We start from the raw sequence: 16,297 nt of genomic DNA, 5'->3' as shown, positions 1-16,297 counted from the left end.
GAGAGCGTCGAGAAGCGCCTCGTCCGCTACCGGACCGTCGGTGACATGTCCTGCACGGGCGCCGTCGACTCCGACGCGACCACGCTGGACGCCGTCATCACCGAGATCGCCGCCTCCCGGCTCACCGAACGGGGCGCGACCCGCGCCGACGACAAGATGTCCGAGGCCGCGATGGAAGACCGTAAGCGCGAGGGGTACTTCTAGGCATGAGCACCATCACCGCCGAGGAGCTCTCGGCCACCACGCTGCTGCGGTTCGCGACCGCGGGTTCCGTCGACGACGGGAAGTCCACCCTGGTCGGACGGCTGCTGCACGACTCCAAGTCGATCCTCACCGACCAACTGGAGGCCGTGGAACGCGTATCGGCCAGCCGGGGCCAGGAAGGCCCCGACCTCGCCCTGCTCACCGACGGCCTGCGCGCCGAGCGGGAACAGGGCATCACCATCGACGTGGCCTACCGCTACTTCGCCACCGCCCGCCGGCGCTTCATCCTCGCCGACACCCCCGGCCATGTGCAGTACACCCGCAACATGGTCACCGGCGCCTCCACCGCCGAGCTGACGGTGATCCTGGTCGACGCGCGCAACGGCGTCGTCGAGCAGACCCGCCGGCACGCCGCGATCGCCGCGCTGCTGCGGGTGCCGCACGTGGTCCTCGCGGTGAACAAGATGGACCTCGTCGCCTACCAGGAGCAGGTCTTCGCGGGCATCGCCGAGGAGTTCACGGCCTACGCCTCCGAGCTGGGCGTCCCGGAGATCACCGCGATCCCGATCTCGGCGCTGGCCGGTGACAACGTGGTGGAGCCGTCCGCGAACATGGACTGGTACGGCGGCCCGACCGTCCTGGAGCACCTGGAGACGGTGCCGGTCGCGCACGATCTGAGCCACTGCCACGCCCGTCTGCCCGTGCAGTACGTGATCCGGCCGCAGACCTCCGAGCACCCCGACTACCGTGGTTACGCGGGACAGATCGCCGCCGGTTCGTTCCGCGTCGGCGAGTCGGTGACCGTGCTGCCGTCGGGCCGGACGTCGAAGATCTCCGGCATCGACCTGCTGGGCGAGCCCGTCGACGTCGCCTGGACCACCCAGTCGGTGACCGTCCTGCTGGAGGACGACATCGACATCTCGCGCGGCGACCTCATCGTGCCCACCAAGGACGCCCCGCCGACCACGCAGGACATCGAGGCGACCGTCTGCCATGTGGCGGACCAGCCGCTCGCGGTGGGCCACCGGGTGCTGCTCAAGCACGGCACCCGCACGGTCAAGGCGATCGTCAAGGACATCCCGTCCCGGCTGACGCTCGACGACCTGTCCCTGCACCCGCACCCGGGACAGCTCGTCGCCAACGACATCGGCCGGGTGAAGGTCCGCACGGCCGAGGCGCTGCCGGTCGACTCCTACGCCGACTCCCGCCGCACCGGTTCCTTCATCCTGATCGACCCGTCCGACGGCACGACGCTGACGGCCGGCATGGTCGGCGAGTCGTTCGCCTCCCCGGAGCCCGTCAAGGACGAGGCCGAGGACGACGGGTGGGACTTCTGACATGAACCCCCAGGACTTCTACGCGACGTTCGCGAAGGAGGGCGGCCGTGTGGGCAGCGGCGCCCTCGGCAGCGGGCAGGGCGGAGTGGCGCGATGTGTGCGATGACGTACGCGCACCGCTTGCGCGCCCCGTCCCCCCACCGGACGTCCCCGTTGCGACGAAGACCCTTTTCCTGATTCCCCGGCCACACCCCGAAGGGCTGTGACCGCCGGGCCTCCGAGAGGAACACCTCCCGTGCCTGCCAACCGCTCATCCGCCTTCCGTCGCTCCGTCGCGGTCATCGCAACGCTTCCCCTCCTCACCCTCGCCGCCTGCGGCTACGGCTCCGAGGCCAAGGACGACAAGACCACCGAGGTCGCCGCCGGGGCCAAGAAGATCGAGGGTCTCGACACCGTCAAGATCGGCTACTTCGGCAACCTGACGCACGCCACCGCTCTGGTCGGCCGCCAGGAGGGCATCTTCCAGAAGGAGCTCGGCGCCACGAAGGCCGAGTACGCGACCTTCAACGCCGGGCCCTCCGAGATCGAGGCGCTCAACTCGAAGTCGATCGACATCGGCTGGATCGGCCCCTCCCCCGCGATCAACGGCTACACCAAGTCCGCCGGCAAGGGTCTGCGCATCATCAGCGGTTCGGCCTCCGGTGGTGTGAAGCTCGTCGTCAACCCGGACAAGATCAAGTCCCTGAAGGACGTCAAGGGCAAGAAGATCGCGACGCCTCAGCTCGGGAACACGCAGGACGTCGCGTTCCTCAACTGGATCGCCGAGCAGGGCTGGAAGGTCGACGCCGAGAGCGGCAAGGGCGACGTCTCCGTCGTCCGCACGGACAACAAGATCACACCGGACGCCTACAAGTCCGGCTCGGTCGACGGCGCCTGGGTGCCGGAGCCGACCGCGTCCAAGCTGGTCGCCGAGGGCGCCAAGGTGCTGCTGGACGAGGCCGACCTGTGGCCGGACAAGAAGTTCGTGATCACGAACATCATCGTGCGGCAGGACTTCCTCAAGGAGCACCCCAAGGTCGTCGAGGCCGTGCTGCGGGGCGCGGTGAAGACGAACGCCTTCATCGACTCCGACCCCCAGAAGGCCAAGGAGGCGGCCAACGCCCGGCTGAAGGAGGACTCCGGCAAGGCGCTGGACGCCAAGATCCTCGACCCGGCGTGGGCGTCCATCCAGTTCACCAACGACCCGCTGGCGTCCACCCTGCAGACCGAGGCGGACCACGCGGTCAAGGCCGGCCTGCTGAAGGACCCGCTGCTCGACGGCATCTACGACCTGTCCCTCCTCAACAAGGTCCTGAAGTCCGAGGGCGAGCCCGAGGTCGACGACGCCGGGCTCGGCGTCAAGTAACCGCGTAGTCCGCCACGTTCCCAGGAGGTGACGACCATGGCCACCGCTCTCGCCAAGGCCGCCGACGGCATCGGCGCCGCCGAGCACGCAGCCCGTATCGAGCACGTATCGAAGTCCTTCGCCGGTCCGGCCGGGCAACAGCTCGTGCTCGACGACATCACCCTCGATGTCGCTCCGGGCGAGTTCGTCACCCTCCTGGGGGCCTCGGGCTGTGGCAAGTCCACCCTGCTGAACCTGGTGGCGGGGCTCGACGCCCCGTCCCAGGGCAGCATCACGACCGACGGGCGCCCCGCCCTGATGTTCCAGGAGCACGCCCTGTTCCCGTGGCTGACCGCGGGCAAGAACATCGAACTCGCCCTGAAGCTCAGGGGAGTTCCGAAGAACGAACGGCGCGAGCGCGCCGAGGACCTGCTCTCCCTGGTCCGGCTGCAGGGCGCGTACGGCAAGCGGGTGCACGAGCTGTCCGGCGGTATGCGTCAGCGGGTGGCGCTGGCGCGGGCCCTCGGCCAGGAGAGCAAGCTGCTGCTGATGGACGAGCCGTTCGCGGCGCTCGACGCGATCACCCGGGACGTGCTGCACGACGAGCTGACCCGGATCTGGGAGGAGACCCAGCTCTCCGTCCTGTTCGTCACGCACAACGTGCGCGAGGCCGTCCGGCTCGCGCAGCGCGTGGTGCTGCTGTCCTCGCGCCCGGGCCGGATCGCCCGGGAGTGGCGGGTCGACATCCCGCAGCCCCGCCGCATCGAGGACGCTCCGGTGGCGGAGCTGTCCCTGGAGATCACCGATGTCCTTCGTGAGGAGATCCGCCGTCATGGCCAGCAGTGAGACGAGGGCGACGGACACGATCGACGCCCCGGTCGCCGACAAGGACCGGCTCGGGGCGGTGGAGGCGGGTCTCGACGCCCTGGAGACGTCCGGCGGCGGCCGGACCCCCTTCAGCCAGACGTTCCGGCAGAAGATCGTCCCGCCGATCACCGCGATCGCGCTGGTGCTCGCGGTGTGGCAGGGACTGGTGTCGTTCGGCATCGTCACCGACCCGGGCAAGCTGCCCCCGCCGTCCGCCGTGTGGGACGCGGCGGAGCAGGCCTGGCTGGAAGGCAAACTGCTCGGCTACATCTGGACGAGTGTCTCGCGTGGCCTGTTCGGCTTCCTGATCGCGCTGGCGATCGGCACGCCGCTCGGCATCCTGGTCGCCCGGGTGCGGTTCGTGCGGGCGGCGATCGGTCCGATCCTCTCCGGTCTCCAGTCGCTGCCGTCGGTGGCGTGGGTGCCGCCGGCCGTGGTCTGGCTGAGCCTGAGCGACCAGATGATGTACGCGGTGATCCTGCTCGGCGCGGTCCCCTCGATCGCCAACGGGCTGGTCTCCGGCATCGACCAGGTGCCCCCGCTGTATCTGCGGGCGGGCCGCACCATGGGCGCCACCGGGCTCCAGGGCGCCTGGCACATCGTGATGCCGGCCGCGCTGCCCGGTTATCTGGCAGGTCTGAAGCAGGGGTGGGCGTTCTCGTGGCGCTCGCTGATGGCGGCGGAGATCATCGCCAACCACCCCGATCTCGGTGTCGGTCTCGGCCAGTTGCTGGAGAACGGCCGCACCAACATCGACATGGCCACGGTGTTCCTCGCCATCTTCCTGATCCTGCTGGTCGGTATCGCCATCGATCTGCTGATCTTCAGCCCGCTGGAGCGGCGGGTCCTGCGCGGCCGCGGCCTGCTGGTGAAGAGCTGATCCACATGGTCAGCAAGCCGGTCCTCCTCGTCGTCGCCCACGGCAGCCGCGACCCGCGGCACGCCGCGACCGTGCACGCCCTGGTGGGGCGGGTACGGGCGATGCGCCCCGGGCTGCGCGTGGAGACCGGCTTCCTGGAATTCAACCTCCCCTCGGTCCAGGGGGTGCTGGAGTCGCTGGCGGCGGAGGGCGTACGGGACGTGGTGGCCCTGCCGCTGCTGCTGACCCGCGCCTTCCACGCCAAGGCCGACATCCCGGCGGTCCTGCGCGCGGCACCGCCGGGTCTGCGCGTCCGCCAGGCGGAGGTGCTCGGCCCGTCGCCCCTGCTGCTGTCGGCCCTCGAACGCCGGCTCCACGAGGCGGGGCTGAGCCCCGCCGACAAGTCCTCGACCGGGGTCGTGCTGGCCTCGGCGGGGTCCACCGACCCGGAGGCGATCGCGGTGATCGCAGAAATCGCGCGGGAGTGGCGGCACACCGGTTGGTGCGCCGTGCGACCCGCGTTCGCCTCCGCGTCCCTCCCCCGCACGGAGGACGCCGTACGGGAGCTGCGGGCGCTCGGCTGCGCGCGGGTGGCCGTGGCGCCGTACGTCATCGCGCCCGGCCGGCTGCCGGACCGGATCGTCGCCGGGGCCGAGACGGCGGGCGCGGACGTCCTGGCCGACGTGCTCGGCCCCGCCCCCGAACTGGCCGCGCTGCTGCTGCGCCGGTACGCCGGCGCGCTCCGGCAGGGTCAGCTCACCGCGGCCTGATTCGCGGTCGGCGCCCTGGTGTCGTGCCCTTTGGGACACCGCCCTTTCGGACACTGCTCCTTGGGCCACTTTCGCCTCAGAAGCACCTCAACTCCCTTGTAGCGCACACCTGTCGGGCGACAGGCTGGGTGAGCACCATCAAACGGGAGGAACTCACGTGCGATTCAAGACCACTGCGGCCACGGCCGTCGCCCTGGCCGCTCTCGCCGGCTCCGCCTCGCCCGTCCTGGCGAGCAGCGGCGCCTAGACGGATTCCGGCGCCGTCTCGTCGGTGTCGGTGTCGGCGGCCGCGCCGGCGGCCAAGAAGAAGCTCAAGACCCAGAAGTGCGACGAGCGGCACGATGTGAAGGTCTGCATCACCTACCGCACGAAGGGCAACGCCGGCGCCAAGACGAACCAGTTCGTCGCCTCGGTGAAGGGCTACCGGGATTCATTCGCAGTGCACCGGGGTTTATCCCGGTGGTGAAGCGAATCTTGTATCTGCGACGCGGAGTGTCGCAGGGTCGTTCCGGCGGAGCCGGACCGCGCAGCGAGGGTGAGGGCTCGCTCTCATGTTCCCAGTGACGTCACGTGTTCGACCGGCCTAGTGTGACTGCCATGCAGCTCCGGTACTCGTTCCGCGTGTACCCGGATGCCCGTCACCGCACCGCGCTGACCAGGGCGTTCGGGTGTGCCCGTGTCGTGTTCAACGACGCGGTGCGTGCCCGTGAGGACGCCCGCAGGGCAGGCAGGCCCTCCCCGACGGCCGGTGAGCTGTCCACCCGCCTGATCACCCAGGCGAAGCAGACCACCTCACGTTCCTGGCTGGGCGAGGTCTCAGCGGTCGTCCTGCAGCAGTCCCTGCGCGACGCCGAGACCGCCTACCGCAACTTCTTCACCTCCCTCAGAGGCACCCGTAAGGGTCCGAAACTGGGCGCGCCCCGACTCAAGTCCCGCAAGGATGCCCGGCAGTCGATCCGGTTCACCGCCAATGCCCGCTGGAAGATCACCGACAGTGGCCGGCTGAACCTGCCGAAGATCGGCGCGGTGAAGGTGAAGTGGTCACGCGTGCTGCCCGCCATCCCCACCTCGGTCACCGTCGTGATGGACGCGGCCGGCCGGTATTTCGCGTCCTTCGTCATCGACACCGACCCCGCCACCGACGCCGCCCGGATGCCCGACACCGACCAGATCATCGGCATCGACCTGGGCCTGACCCACTTCGCCGTCCTGTCCGACGGCACGAAAATCAACTCCCCCAGGTTCCTGCGCCGCGCGGAGAAGAAGCTGAAGAAGGCGCAGCAGGAGCTGTCCCGCAAACAGAAGGGGTCCAGGAACCGGGACAAGGCCCGCCTCAAGGTCGCCCGTGCCCATGCCAAGGTCGCCGACGCACGCCGTGAGTTCCACCACCAGCTCTCCACCAGGCTGATCTCCGAGAACCAAGGGATCGCCGTGGAGGACCTCTCCGTGGTGGGACTGGCACGTACTAGGCTGGCCAAGTCCGTGCACGACGCCGGATGGTCCTCGTTCACCAGCATGCTGAAGTACAAGGCGCAGCGGTACGGCCGCACCCTGATCACGATCGGCCGGTTCACCCCGACCTCTCAGACCTGCTCCACCTGCGGCGCCGTGGACGGACCCAAACCCCTGAACGTGCGGGAATGGACGTGTACCGCCTGCGGCGCGGTCCACGACCGGGACATCAACGCCGCGATCAACGTGAAGACGGCCGCCGGACTGGCGGTATCGGCCTGCGGAGCGCCGGTAAGACCGGGGGTGATCCCGGCGCAGCGCGAAGAAACAGGAAGCCACGGATTCCCGACCGGAAACCGTGCCGCGTAGCGGCACAGCAACCAGTCGAGAAGGCCAGAATCCTCGGGCTTCAGCCCGAGGAGCAAGTCAAAACAAGAACTCCTTCAAGGCCCGGCTGACGGTCACCAACCAGAAGACCTGGCACAACGACAAGTACCCGAAGGTCAAGCGGGACGACTACGTCGAGGTCACCAAGAAGACGAAGAAGAACGGCCACGCCTGCGCGGCCCTCTACGTGGGCCCGTCGTCCCACTACCCGGCCTGGATGGCCTGCATCAACTAGCCGTCCCGCGGCGGCCGTCAGCCGGCGGTGGCCGCCCGCGGATCCCGGCCGCTCGACGCCGGCGCCCGGTCGAGGACCGGCGCGTCGGGCGGGACCGGGACCGGGGCGGCGAAGCCGTCGTAGCGGCGGTGGAGGTCGCTGTCGGTCTCCACGACCGTGAGGACGAACCGGGCGGCGTAGGCGTCGGCCCGGTCGGGGTCGGCGGTGACGTCCCGCCCGGCCGTCTCCTCGGGCAGGGGCCTGCGCAGGGTCCGGTGGTCAGCCGGGCCGCGTCAGCTCCGCCAGCTTCACCACCGTGTTCCAGTTGCGGGTGGTGGCGACCAGGCCCTTCAGGAGGCGGGGCCTCGACAGCGTCTCCGCGAGCTTGGAGCGGCCGAGGCCCTCGGGGGCGTACAGATACAGCACCCGGTCCCCGATCCTGAACTCCTCGGGCAGGAACGCCGGTTGGTCGATCCCCTCGAAGCGGGTGGCGTCCACCGTCTCCGACAGGTACGTCACGTGCAGTTGCTTGCCCTCCAGTTCCGCCGCCGGGAACGGGCAGGCCTCCCGGACGGCCTCCAGATACGCGTGGTCGCGCACCAGGACGTCCACGGTGAAGCCGAAGTGCTTCTCGATGGCGGCCGTGATGTCCGCGGCGTGGGAGTCCTCGTCGCCGTGGTCGCTGGTGAAAACCGCGTTGCCGCTCTGGAGGTAGGTGGCCACACCCTCGTGGCCGAGGCCGGTCAGGAGGGCGCGGAGGTCGGCCATCGGGACCTTCTTGCTGCCACCCACGTTGATCCCGCGCAGGAGCGCCGCGTACGTCGTCATGGGCTCACGATAGGCGCAGGGCGGCCGGTCCACCCTGAGATCAGGCCCCGAGGACCCGAGATGGGTGTAAGGGGCCACTGTCCTCCCTGGTGGGGAGGGAGCGGGGTCCGAGCGGAGGACCCGGAGGCGGTGGGGTTCACCGGACAGCACGACGAGATGCCCTTATCCGGCTCATACCTTCGAAACGAAAGGTGGCGGCAGGGGGTCGCCATCGCATACGAGGGGGCTGGCCCGTCATGGGGAACGGAGAGACACGGGTGCGGGGGATCGCCGCCCGGGCGGGCGGCTGGAGCGCCCGGCACCGCTGGGCGGCCGTCGGGGTCTGGTTGCTGTTCGTCGTGCTGACGATGGGCATCGGCTCGGCGATGGGCTCGGTCGAGGTCAAGGACAGCGACCAGCTCAAGGGGGAGACGAGCGCGGCGGCGCACATCGTCGAGGAGGCCGGGATCGAGGAACCGGCCGGTGAGACGGTCCTGATCCAGGCGAAGGACGACGCCACCCGGGCCACGGATCCCGCGTTCCGGGCCGCCGTGGCGGACGTGATGAAGGCCGTCGGGCGGACCGGGAAGGTCGCGGACGTGACCTCGCCGTACGACACGGGGACGATCTCGAAGGACGGCCGCAGCGCGCTGGTGCAGTTCGACGTGCGGGGCGCCTCGGACACCGCGGGTGAGCGGATCGAGCCGGTGCTGAAGGCGGTCGAGGGTGTCCAGGAGGAGCACGGGACGCTGCGGATCGAGGAGATCGGCGGCGCCTCCATGATGAAGACGTTCGACGACGCCTTCGGGGACGACTTCCAGCAGGCCGAGTACTCGGCGGTGCCGGTGGCGCTCGGCATCCTGCTGATCGCGTTCGGCGCGGTCGTCGCGGCGCTGCTGCCGGTGGCGCTGGCGATGACCGCGATCATCGCGACGATGGGTCTGATGGCCATCGTCAGCCATGCGGTCCCGATGAGCGACACCGCCAACTCCGTGATGCTGCTGGTGGGTCTGGCCGTCGGCGTGGACTACTGCCTGTTCTATCTGCGCCGTGAGCGCGAGGAGCGGGCGGCGGGCCGGGACGCGCAGGCCGCGCTGCGGGTGGCCGCAGCGACCAGTGGCCGCGCCATCGTCATCTCCGGTGTCACGGTGTGCGTGGCGATGGCGGGCATGCTGTTCACCGGGCTCGCCGAGTTCGAGGCGATGGGCCTGGCGTCCCTGATGGTCGTCGCCGTCGCGATGGTCGGTTCGGTCACGGTGCTGCCCGCGCTGCTCTCGCTGCTGGGCGAGCGGGTCGAGAAGGGGCGCATCCCGTTCCTGCACCCGGACAAGCGGCGTGGGAAAGGCCGCTCCGGGGGCGGTTCGGAGAGCCGCTTCTGGAACGCCGTCCTCAGGGTCGTGCTCGCCAAGCCGGCGCTGTCGCTGTTCGTGGCGACCGGCGCGCTGCTCGCCGTGGCGGCGCCCGCGGTCGGGATGAAGACGCAGAACCTGACGCTGGACCAGGAGTTCGGCGACTCGCTGCCGATCGTGCAGACCTACAACCGGGTCAACGAGGCCTTCCCCGGCGGTTCCGAACCGGCCGAGGTGGTCGTGAAGGCGAAGGACATCGACGCCCCCGAGGTGCGGGCGGCGCTGGCGGACTTCAAGAAGGAGGCCGTCGCCTCGGGTGCCTCTCGGGGCCCGGTGGAGATCAAGGTGCACGACGCGCAGAACGTGGCCTTCGTGTACGTGCCGCTGGTCGGCGGCTCCGACCAGGACAGGGCGGGCGCCAGCCTGGACAAGCTGCGCGACGAGGTACGGCCCGCCACGCTCGGCGAGGTCGAGGGCGTGGAGGCGCCGGTCACCGGGCAGGTCGCGGGCAACAAGGACTTCAACGACCAGCTGACCGGAGCCGTCGTCCCGGTCTTCGCCTTCGTCGTGGTCTTCGCCTTCCTGCTGATGCTGCTGTCGTTCCGCTCGCTGACGATCGCGGCGACGTCGATCGTGCTGAACCTGCTGTCGGTGGGCGCCGCGTACGGCATCCTCGTCGCGGTCTTCCAGCACGGCTGGGGCGCCTCGCTGGTGGGCGCGGAGGGCGTGGGCGCCATCATCACCTGGCTGCCGCTGTTCCTGTTCGTGATCCTGTTCGGGCTGTCGATGGACTACCACGTGTTCGTGGTCTCGCGCATCCGTGAGGCCCGGCTGCGGGGCCGTACGACGGAGGAGGCGATCCGGCACGGTGTGGTCACCACGGCCGGAGTCGTGACCAGCGCCGCCGTCATCATGGTCGCCGTCTTCGCGATCTTCGGGACGCTGTCCATGCAGTCGATGAAGCAGATGGGTGTGGGCCTCGCGGCCGCCGTCCTCATCGACGCGACGGTCATCCGGGGTGTGCTGCTCCCGGCGGTGATGGCGCTGCTCGGCGAGCGCAACTGGTACCTGCCGAAGTGGCTGCACCGGCTGCCGGACCTCACCCACGACGAGTCGCCGGAGCCGGCGCCGGTGTCGCCGGCCGGCCGGGACGCGCGGGACGAGCGGGTACGGGTCTGAGCGGGACGCGAGCGCGGAGGTGGGCCGGGGCGATGTCGCCCCGGCCCACCTCGATGTCCGTATCCGCCGGTTCAGGCCGCCGCGGCGACGTCCCCCCGGTCGAAGGAGTCGAGAGTGCGGGTGAAGTCGCGGGTGGAGAGCAGCAGCTTGTAGACGATGGCCAGTTCGAAGACGAGCAGCAGCACGCCGGAGACGATGGTCGCCGTCATCACCGAGTCGATGATCGGGCCGATCATGAAGACGCCCATCTGGAACTCGATGCCGCTGATCAGGTGGGGGCGGACCCGGTGGCGCAGCAGGAAGGACCGGACGCGCAGATAGAGGGGGAAGCGGCGGCGGAACTCCTGGTGCAGGTCGACGACCTGGGCCTGCGGCGCGGCCTGGGTGACCTCGGCGGCGGCCGTGCGCAGGTCCTGTTCGATGTCGGCCTCGGGGTTCTCGCGCAGCAGGTCCTCCATGAAGGCCAGTTCCCGCTCGTTCTCGGCGCGGCGGGCCTCGCGCAGCCGGGCCTTGATCTGCTTGCGCATGGTGTGGCGGACCTTGAAGGTCTCCAGGGAGTTGATGTAGCGGAGCGCGTCGCAGCCGATGACGGCGGCGGCGAGCCAGATGTAGAAGGTCTCCCCCGTGCGCTGGTACTGCCCGGCCATCAGGGCGACCGAGCACGCCGCGACCCGGACGCGGTCGAAGACGAAGTCGAGCCAGGCCCCGAACACCGAGCCCTGGCCGGTGAGTCGGGCGACCTTGCCGTCCATGCAGTCGAGGATGAAGCTGAGGTGGTAGACGACGGCGCCGGCGATCAGCCAGCGCCAGTCACCCAGCGCGAAGAACGCGGCCGAGACCAGACCCAGCAGGAAGGCGCCCCAGGTCAGCTGGTTGGGCGTGATCCTCGTGTACTTCGCGGTCAGCCGCACCAGGGGGGTGGCGACCGGGTCGACGAGGAGCACGGTCCACCAGGCGTCCCGCTTCTTCTGGGTGACGCGGCGCACTTCCGCGAGGTCGGGTATGTCTCGGCGCATGGGTCAACTTCCTGGCGTTCGAAATGAATTCATCCTCAGCTTGGAAGTCGTTCATCCGAGGCACAAGAACCGCCGAACACAACCTTTGGGAGGGGGTAACGGTCGAACCCGGTAACCGAGTCAGTGCGCGTACCGCGCGGAGCGGGCGTTACCTGAGCGTTATTGAGTGACCTGATTGTGACCTAAAAAGTGCCGTGATTTCACGACCTGCGTGGAACCAGCCGGCTTGCCCGGCTATCAGGGAGTTGAAAAGCACGGGGCGGAGCCCCTGCTTTTGAGGGGCGCGGGGAACTGCGCGAGAAGCCCCACGCCCCCGCACCCGCACCCGCACCCGCACCCGCACCCGCACCCGCACCCGCACCCGCACCCGACAACGCAGCCCACCCGCCCCACACCCTCACCGCTGATAGCGCGCCAGCACCAGGTTCCCGTCGTCCTCCAGCCGTTCACGCAGCTCACCCAGGTCGATCGCACCGCTGTAGTACTCCTGGTACGCGGGCGTGGCGACCTTGTCCTTCCACTCCGGGTAGCCGCGCACGGACTGCGCGGGGGCCGGCCGGAGGTGGGTGGCGAGGGCGGTGCCGGTGGCCCAGTCGTGGTCGGTGGTGCGCAGGGCGGGGTCCCGCAGCGCCTCGGTGCCGGTCGGGAGCATCCAGTCGCCGAGGGCGAGCCGGACCATGTTCCCGGGACGCAGCAGGAAGTCGATGAACGCGGCGGCCTGCTCCTTGTGCGGGCTGTCCTCGGCGACGGAGAGGGTCTGCGGGCTGACGCCCTGAGTGAGCCCGCCCGCACCGGCCGGGGCCGGCAGCACCTGCCAGTCGAAGCCCTCCGGGGCCTGCTGGACGATCTGCTGACGGTACGAGAACCCGAGCGGGACCATCGCGTACCTGCCGCCGAAGAAGCCGGGCAGGGTGTCGGAGCCGCTCATGCCGAGGGTGGTGGCGGGCGCGCTGCCGTCGGCGTTCACCTCGTCGCGCACGGTCCTCGGGACGACGGTGTCGGCCTCCTCGAAGCGCACCTCGACCTTGCCGTCCGTGCCCCGGTGGAACAGCTGTCCGCCCGCGGAGAGGGAGAGGTTCAGCGTGGCCGACACCGGTTCCTTCAACGGCCAGGCCACGCCGTACTTCCCACCGCCGCTCAGCTCCTTCGCCACCTCGCGGAACTCCGTCCAGGTCCACGGATCCTCGGGCGTCGGCACCCGCACCCCGGACTCACGCAGCCAGGTGGCGTTGGCGATCAACACCCTCGGTTCCTGGAGGAACGGCACCCCGTAGATCCCCTCGCCGAAGGTCGTCGTCTCCCAGCTGTGCCGCGGGATGTCCGCCCTCAGCCGCTCGGGCAGCAGCTCGCGCAGATCGGCGAGGTAGCCGCCGTACGCGAAGTCCGCGAGGTCGTCGGAGGCGTCGTGGATGATGTCCGGCGCCTCACCGCCCTCGAAGGAGGTGAGCAGCTGGTCGTGGACGCTGTCCCAACTGCCCTGCACGTACTCCACCCGGACGCCGGGGTGCGTGGCGTTCCACTCCTCCACCAGCTCCTTGTTGACGGCGACGGACTCCTCCTGCCAGGCCAGGGACTGGAAACGGAGGGTGATCCGGCCGTCGTCGGAGGTCCCCCCGCCGTCGGTGCAGCCCGCGACGAGCAGGCACAGCAGCAGGGACGTGAGGAGCCGTCGGACGCGCATCAGTTCTTCACCGCCCCGGCGAGCATGCCGCCCGTGATCCGTTTCTGGATGACCGCGAAGACGACCAGCGAGGGCAGCGTCGCGAGGAACGCGGCGGCGGCCAGCGGGCCGAGGTCGGCCACGCCCTCCGCCCCGATGAAGTGGGTGAGGACGACCGGCAGGGTCTGCTTCTGGGGCGTCTTGAGCAGGACCAGCGCGAAGAAGAACTCGTTCCACGCGGTGACGAACGCGAACAGCGCCGTCGCCACGATGCCCGGCGCCAGCAGCGGCGCCGTCACCGACACCAGGGTGCGCAGCCTCCCGGCCCCGTCGACCGCCGCCGCCTCCTCCAACTCGGCGGGCACCGCCCGGACATAGCCGACGAGCATCCACAGCGCGAACGGCAGGGCCCAGACCACGTACACCAGGACCAGTCCGGGCACGGAGTCGATCAGCCGGAGGTTCTTCAGCACCAGGAAGAGCGGGATGATCACCAGCACGAACGGGAACGCCTGGCTGACCACCACCCAGCCGGTCGCCATCCGCGACAGGGTCGTACGGTGCCGGGCCATGACGTACGCCATCGGCGTCGCGACGAGTACGGCGACCACGGCCGCGCAGACCGCCGCGACCAGCGAGTTGAGCGCGGCCTGGAGCAGGGGCTGCTCGTCGAAGGCCTGCCGGAAGTTGGCGAGGGTCGGGTCCCTCGGGATCCAGGTCGGGTGCAGACTGCCCAGCTCGCGGGCCGGTTTGAAGGCGGTGGAGACCAGCCAGAGGAACGGGAACGCGAGGAAGACGAGATACGCGAGCAGGGCCAGGTACTGACCGGTGCGCGCCGCCCTGCCGCGCCTCACGCGCCCTCACCCCGCCGCAGCCGGCCGGCCAGCACGAACGCCAGGACGGTCGAGATCACCGCGACCATCACACAGCCCATCGCCGCCGCGTATCCGAACTGGCCGTAGCGGAAGGCCTCCTCGTAGGCGAAGAGCATCGGCAGGCGGGTACGGCCGCCCGGTCCGCCGTTGGTCAGCACGTACACCAGGGCGAAGGAGTTGAAGTTCCAGATCAGGTTGAGCGCCGAGACGGCGAGGGCGATGGGTCTGATCGCGGGCCAGGTGACCGTGCGGAAGCGGCGCCAGGCGCCGGCGCCGTCCATCGCGGCAGCCTCGTGCAGTTCGCGCGGGGTGTTCTGCAGCCCGGCGAGCAGGGCGACGGTGGTCTGGGGCATGCCCGCCCAGACGCCGACCAGTATGACGGCGGGCAGCGCGGTGGCCAGTCCGCTCAGCCAGTCGCGGCCGTCGCCCAGGCCCAGGTCGCGGACGGTCTCGTTGAGGATGCCCGCGTCGGGGTTGTAGACGAGCCGCCACATGATGCCGACGACGACCTCGGGCATCGCCCACGGGACGATCGCGAGCGCCCTCGCCAGCCAGCGCAGCCGCAACGGCTGGTTGAGGAGGAGGGCGAGGCCGAGCGCGAGCACGAACTGCGGGACGGTGACCCCGACCGCCCACAGCAGACCGATGCGGAACGACTCCCAGAAGAGGGTGTCGTGCAGCAGGTCCTGGAAGTTGAGGGTGCCGATCCACCGGGTGGGCTCCCTCCGGCCGGACTGGGCGTCGGTGAACGCCAGCGCGATCCCGAACAGCAGCGGTCCGACGCTCAGCACCAGGATGGGGATCAGCGCGGGCAGCACCAGGAACCAGGCACCGTGGTCGATCAGGCGCCGGTCCCGGTCGTCCGCCGGGGTGCGCCGCTTGGCCGGTCGCGTGCGTTTCGGCTTCGCGGTCGCCAAGGTCATGTCCGTCATGGTGCTGAGGGCATGACAGGGCGTCAAGGCACCGCGCACAGGGCCCGACCTGTGCGAATGCGAGACTGGCCCCTGGATGGCGTGAACCCGACGCCACGAGCACGGCGTCGGCCGTACGGACAGGGAGGCGACGGATGGACGAGGCACGGGCGCGGGAGGTACTGGTCGCGGCCGAGGTGCTGCCCGCCGCGGCCGGTGCGCCACGGCTGCTCGCGCTGGGCGAGAACGCGGTGTTCGCCGCCGGTGACCTGGTGGTCAAGGTGGGCCGTGACGCCGAACTCCTCGACCGGGCCCGCCGCGAACTGGACGTCGCCGCCTGGCTCGCCGAGGCGGGCGTCCCCGCGGTGCGGCCCGCCGGTGCGGAGGCTCTGCTCGTCGAGGGACACCCGGTGACCGTGTGGCACCGCCTGCCCGATCCCGTACGCCCCGCCGGACCGCGCGATTTGGCCGAACTCCTACGGCTGGTCCACGCCCTGCCCACCCCGCCCTTCGCCCTGCCCCGCCGTGAACTGCTCGGCGGCGTGGAGCGCTGGCTGCGCCTCGCCGGTGACGCGATCGACCCGGCCGACGCGGCGTACCTCCGTGAGCGCCGCGACGGGTTCGCCGCGGCCGCGGCCGCCCTGACCCCACGGCTGCCCCGGGGCCCCGTCCACGGCGACGCGCTCCCCCGCAACGTCCACATCGGCCCCGACGGCCCGGTCCTCGTCGACCTGGAGACCTTCTCCGGCGACCTCCGCGAGCACGACCTCGTCGTCATGGCCCTCTCCCACGACCGCTACGGCCTGCCGACGCGGGACTACGACGCCTTCACGGCGACCTACGGCTGGGACGTGCGGGAGTGGGACGGCTGCTCGGTGCTGCGGGGCGCCCGTGAGACGGCGAGCTGCGCGTGGGTGGCGCAGCACGCGCCGAGCAATCCGGCGGCCGCGGCCGAGTTCATCCGCCGCGTGGCCTCGCTGCGCGAGGGGGACGAGACGGTCCGGTGGTACCCGTTCTGAGCGGCGACGGGCGCGGACGGGCCGAAGTCGGACGGCCCGAAGCATGACTGCCCGGAGCCAGACGGCC

General features: G+C 70.3%; 16 protein-coding genes and 1 pseudogene. 11 read left to right on the top strand and 6 right to left on the bottom strand.

All coding sequences use genetic code 11. The annotated features are described in order from the left end of the window. From ACZ52C_RS23100 to ACZ52C_RS23060, 9 genes and pseudogenes are all read left to right on the top strand, one after another. A pseudogene (locus ACZ52C_RS23100) lies at positions 1 to 204 on the top strand (sulfate adenylyltransferase subunit CysD); the annotation flags it as partial. Between the two features lie 2 nt (positions 205 to 206). Then, positions 207 to 1,541, top strand: a complete 1,335-nt coding sequence (locus tag ACZ52C_RS23095; protein WP_469076498.1) for a sulfate adenylyltransferase subunit 1 — start codon at positions 207 to 209, stop codon at positions 1,539 to 1,541. Positions 1,542 to 1,776: 235 nt separating this feature from the next. Then, positions 1,777 to 2,886: an aliphatic sulfonate ABC transporter substrate-binding protein gene (locus ACZ52C_RS23090; protein WP_469076497.1), complete on the top strand. Its 1,110-nt coding sequence runs from the start codon at positions 1,777 to 1,779 to the stop codon at positions 2,884 to 2,886. 36 nt (positions 2,887 to 2,922) lie between these two features. After that, complete coding sequence (locus ACZ52C_RS23085) at positions 2,923 to 3,711, top strand: ABC transporter ATP-binding protein (RefSeq protein WP_469076496.1); 789 nt, start codon at positions 2,923 to 2,925, stop codon at positions 3,709 to 3,711. Further along, on the top strand, positions 3,698 to 4,612 hold the full coding sequence (locus ACZ52C_RS23080) for an ABC transporter permease (RefSeq protein WP_469076495.1): 915 nt from the start codon (positions 3,698 to 3,700) through the stop codon (positions 4,610 to 4,612). The genes ACZ52C_RS23085 and ACZ52C_RS23080 overlap by 14 nt, the downstream gene beginning before the upstream one ends. Before the next feature lie 5 nt (positions 4,613 to 4,617). Continuing rightward, positions 4,618 to 5,361 carry a sirohydrochlorin chelatase gene (locus tag ACZ52C_RS23075; protein WP_469076494.1) on the top strand — a complete coding sequence of 248 codons (744 nt, stop codon included), beginning with the start codon at positions 4,618 to 4,620 and terminating at the stop codon, positions 5,359 to 5,361. A 271-nt stretch (positions 5,362 to 5,632) separates the two neighbouring features. Then, positions 5,633 to 5,827 (top strand): hypothetical protein, encoded by a 195-nt coding sequence (locus tag ACZ52C_RS23070; RefSeq protein ID WP_469076493.1) that lies wholly within the window; start codon positions 5,633 to 5,635, stop codon positions 5,825 to 5,827. Between the two features lie 131 nt (positions 5,828 to 5,958). Beyond that, positions 5,959 to 7,182: an RNA-guided endonuclease InsQ/TnpB family protein gene (locus ACZ52C_RS23065; RefSeq protein WP_469076492.1), complete on the top strand. Its 1,224-nt coding sequence runs from the start codon at positions 5,959 to 5,961 to the stop codon at positions 7,180 to 7,182. Further along, positions 7,172 to 7,435 (top strand): hypothetical protein, encoded by a 264-nt coding sequence (locus ACZ52C_RS23060; RefSeq protein ID WP_469076491.1) that lies wholly within the window; start codon positions 7,172 to 7,174, stop codon positions 7,433 to 7,435. The genes ACZ52C_RS23065 and ACZ52C_RS23060 overlap by 11 nt, the downstream gene beginning before the upstream one ends. A gap of 17 nt (positions 7,436 to 7,452) precedes the next feature. Here ACZ52C_RS23060 and ACZ52C_RS23055 read toward each other — a convergent pair whose 3' ends face one another. Both ACZ52C_RS23055 and ACZ52C_RS23050 read right to left on the bottom strand, forming a co-directional pair. Next, positions 7,453 to 7,587: a hypothetical protein gene (locus ACZ52C_RS23055; protein ID WP_469076490.1), complete on the bottom strand. Its 135-nt coding sequence runs from the start codon at positions 7,585 to 7,587 to the stop codon at positions 7,453 to 7,455. A 106-nt stretch (positions 7,588 to 7,693) separates the two neighbouring features. Continuing rightward, positions 7,694 to 8,242, bottom strand: coding sequence for a DUF1697 domain-containing protein (locus ACZ52C_RS23050; protein WP_469076489.1), 549 nt, complete (start codon positions 8,240 to 8,242; stop codon positions 7,694 to 7,696). Positions 8,243 to 8,478: 236 nt separating this feature from the next. Between ACZ52C_RS23050 and ACZ52C_RS23045 the strand changes: the two genes are divergently transcribed. After that, positions 8,479 to 10,749, top strand: coding sequence for an MMPL family transporter (locus tag ACZ52C_RS23045; protein ID WP_469076488.1), 2,271 nt, complete (start codon positions 8,479 to 8,481; stop codon positions 10,747 to 10,749). 71 nt (positions 10,750 to 10,820) lie between these two features. Here ACZ52C_RS23045 and ACZ52C_RS23040 read toward each other — a convergent pair whose 3' ends face one another. The 4 genes from ACZ52C_RS23040 to ACZ52C_RS23025 form a co-directional block, all read right to left on the bottom strand. Beyond that, on the bottom strand, positions 10,821 to 11,765 hold the full coding sequence (locus ACZ52C_RS23040; RefSeq protein ID WP_469076487.1) for a CDP-alcohol phosphatidyltransferase family protein: 945 nt from the start codon (positions 11,763 to 11,765) through the stop codon (positions 10,821 to 10,823). Positions 11,766 to 12,162: 397 nt separating this feature from the next. Next, positions 12,163 to 13,446, bottom strand: a complete 1,284-nt coding sequence (locus ACZ52C_RS23035; RefSeq protein ID WP_469076486.1) for an ABC transporter substrate-binding protein — start codon at positions 13,444 to 13,446, stop codon at positions 12,163 to 12,165. Continuing rightward, positions 13,446 to 14,279, bottom strand: a complete 834-nt coding sequence (locus ACZ52C_RS23030; protein ID WP_469076485.1) for a carbohydrate ABC transporter permease — start codon at positions 14,277 to 14,279, stop codon at positions 13,446 to 13,448. The genes ACZ52C_RS23035 and ACZ52C_RS23030 overlap by 1 nt, the downstream gene beginning before the upstream one ends. After that, positions 14,276 to 15,223, bottom strand: coding sequence for a carbohydrate ABC transporter permease (locus tag ACZ52C_RS23025; protein ID WP_469076484.1), 948 nt, complete (start codon positions 15,221 to 15,223; stop codon positions 14,276 to 14,278). Before ACZ52C_RS23025 ends, ACZ52C_RS23030 begins: the two co-directional genes overlap by 4 nt. Positions 15,224 to 15,366: 143 nt before the next feature. Here ACZ52C_RS23025 and ACZ52C_RS23020 point away from each other — a divergent pair, with 143 nt between their 5' ends. Continuing rightward, positions 15,367 to 16,230, top strand: a complete 864-nt coding sequence (locus ACZ52C_RS23020) for a phosphotransferase enzyme family protein (RefSeq protein WP_469076483.1) — start codon at positions 15,367 to 15,369, stop codon at positions 16,228 to 16,230. Positions 16,231 to 16,297: the final 67 nt, after the last annotated feature.

The sequence above is a fragment of the Streptomyces sp. NPDC034049 genome, from assembly GCF_055575575.1.
Note: the sequence above shows the minus strand (reverse complement) of the source record. Positions and strands in the feature narration are given on the sequence as shown.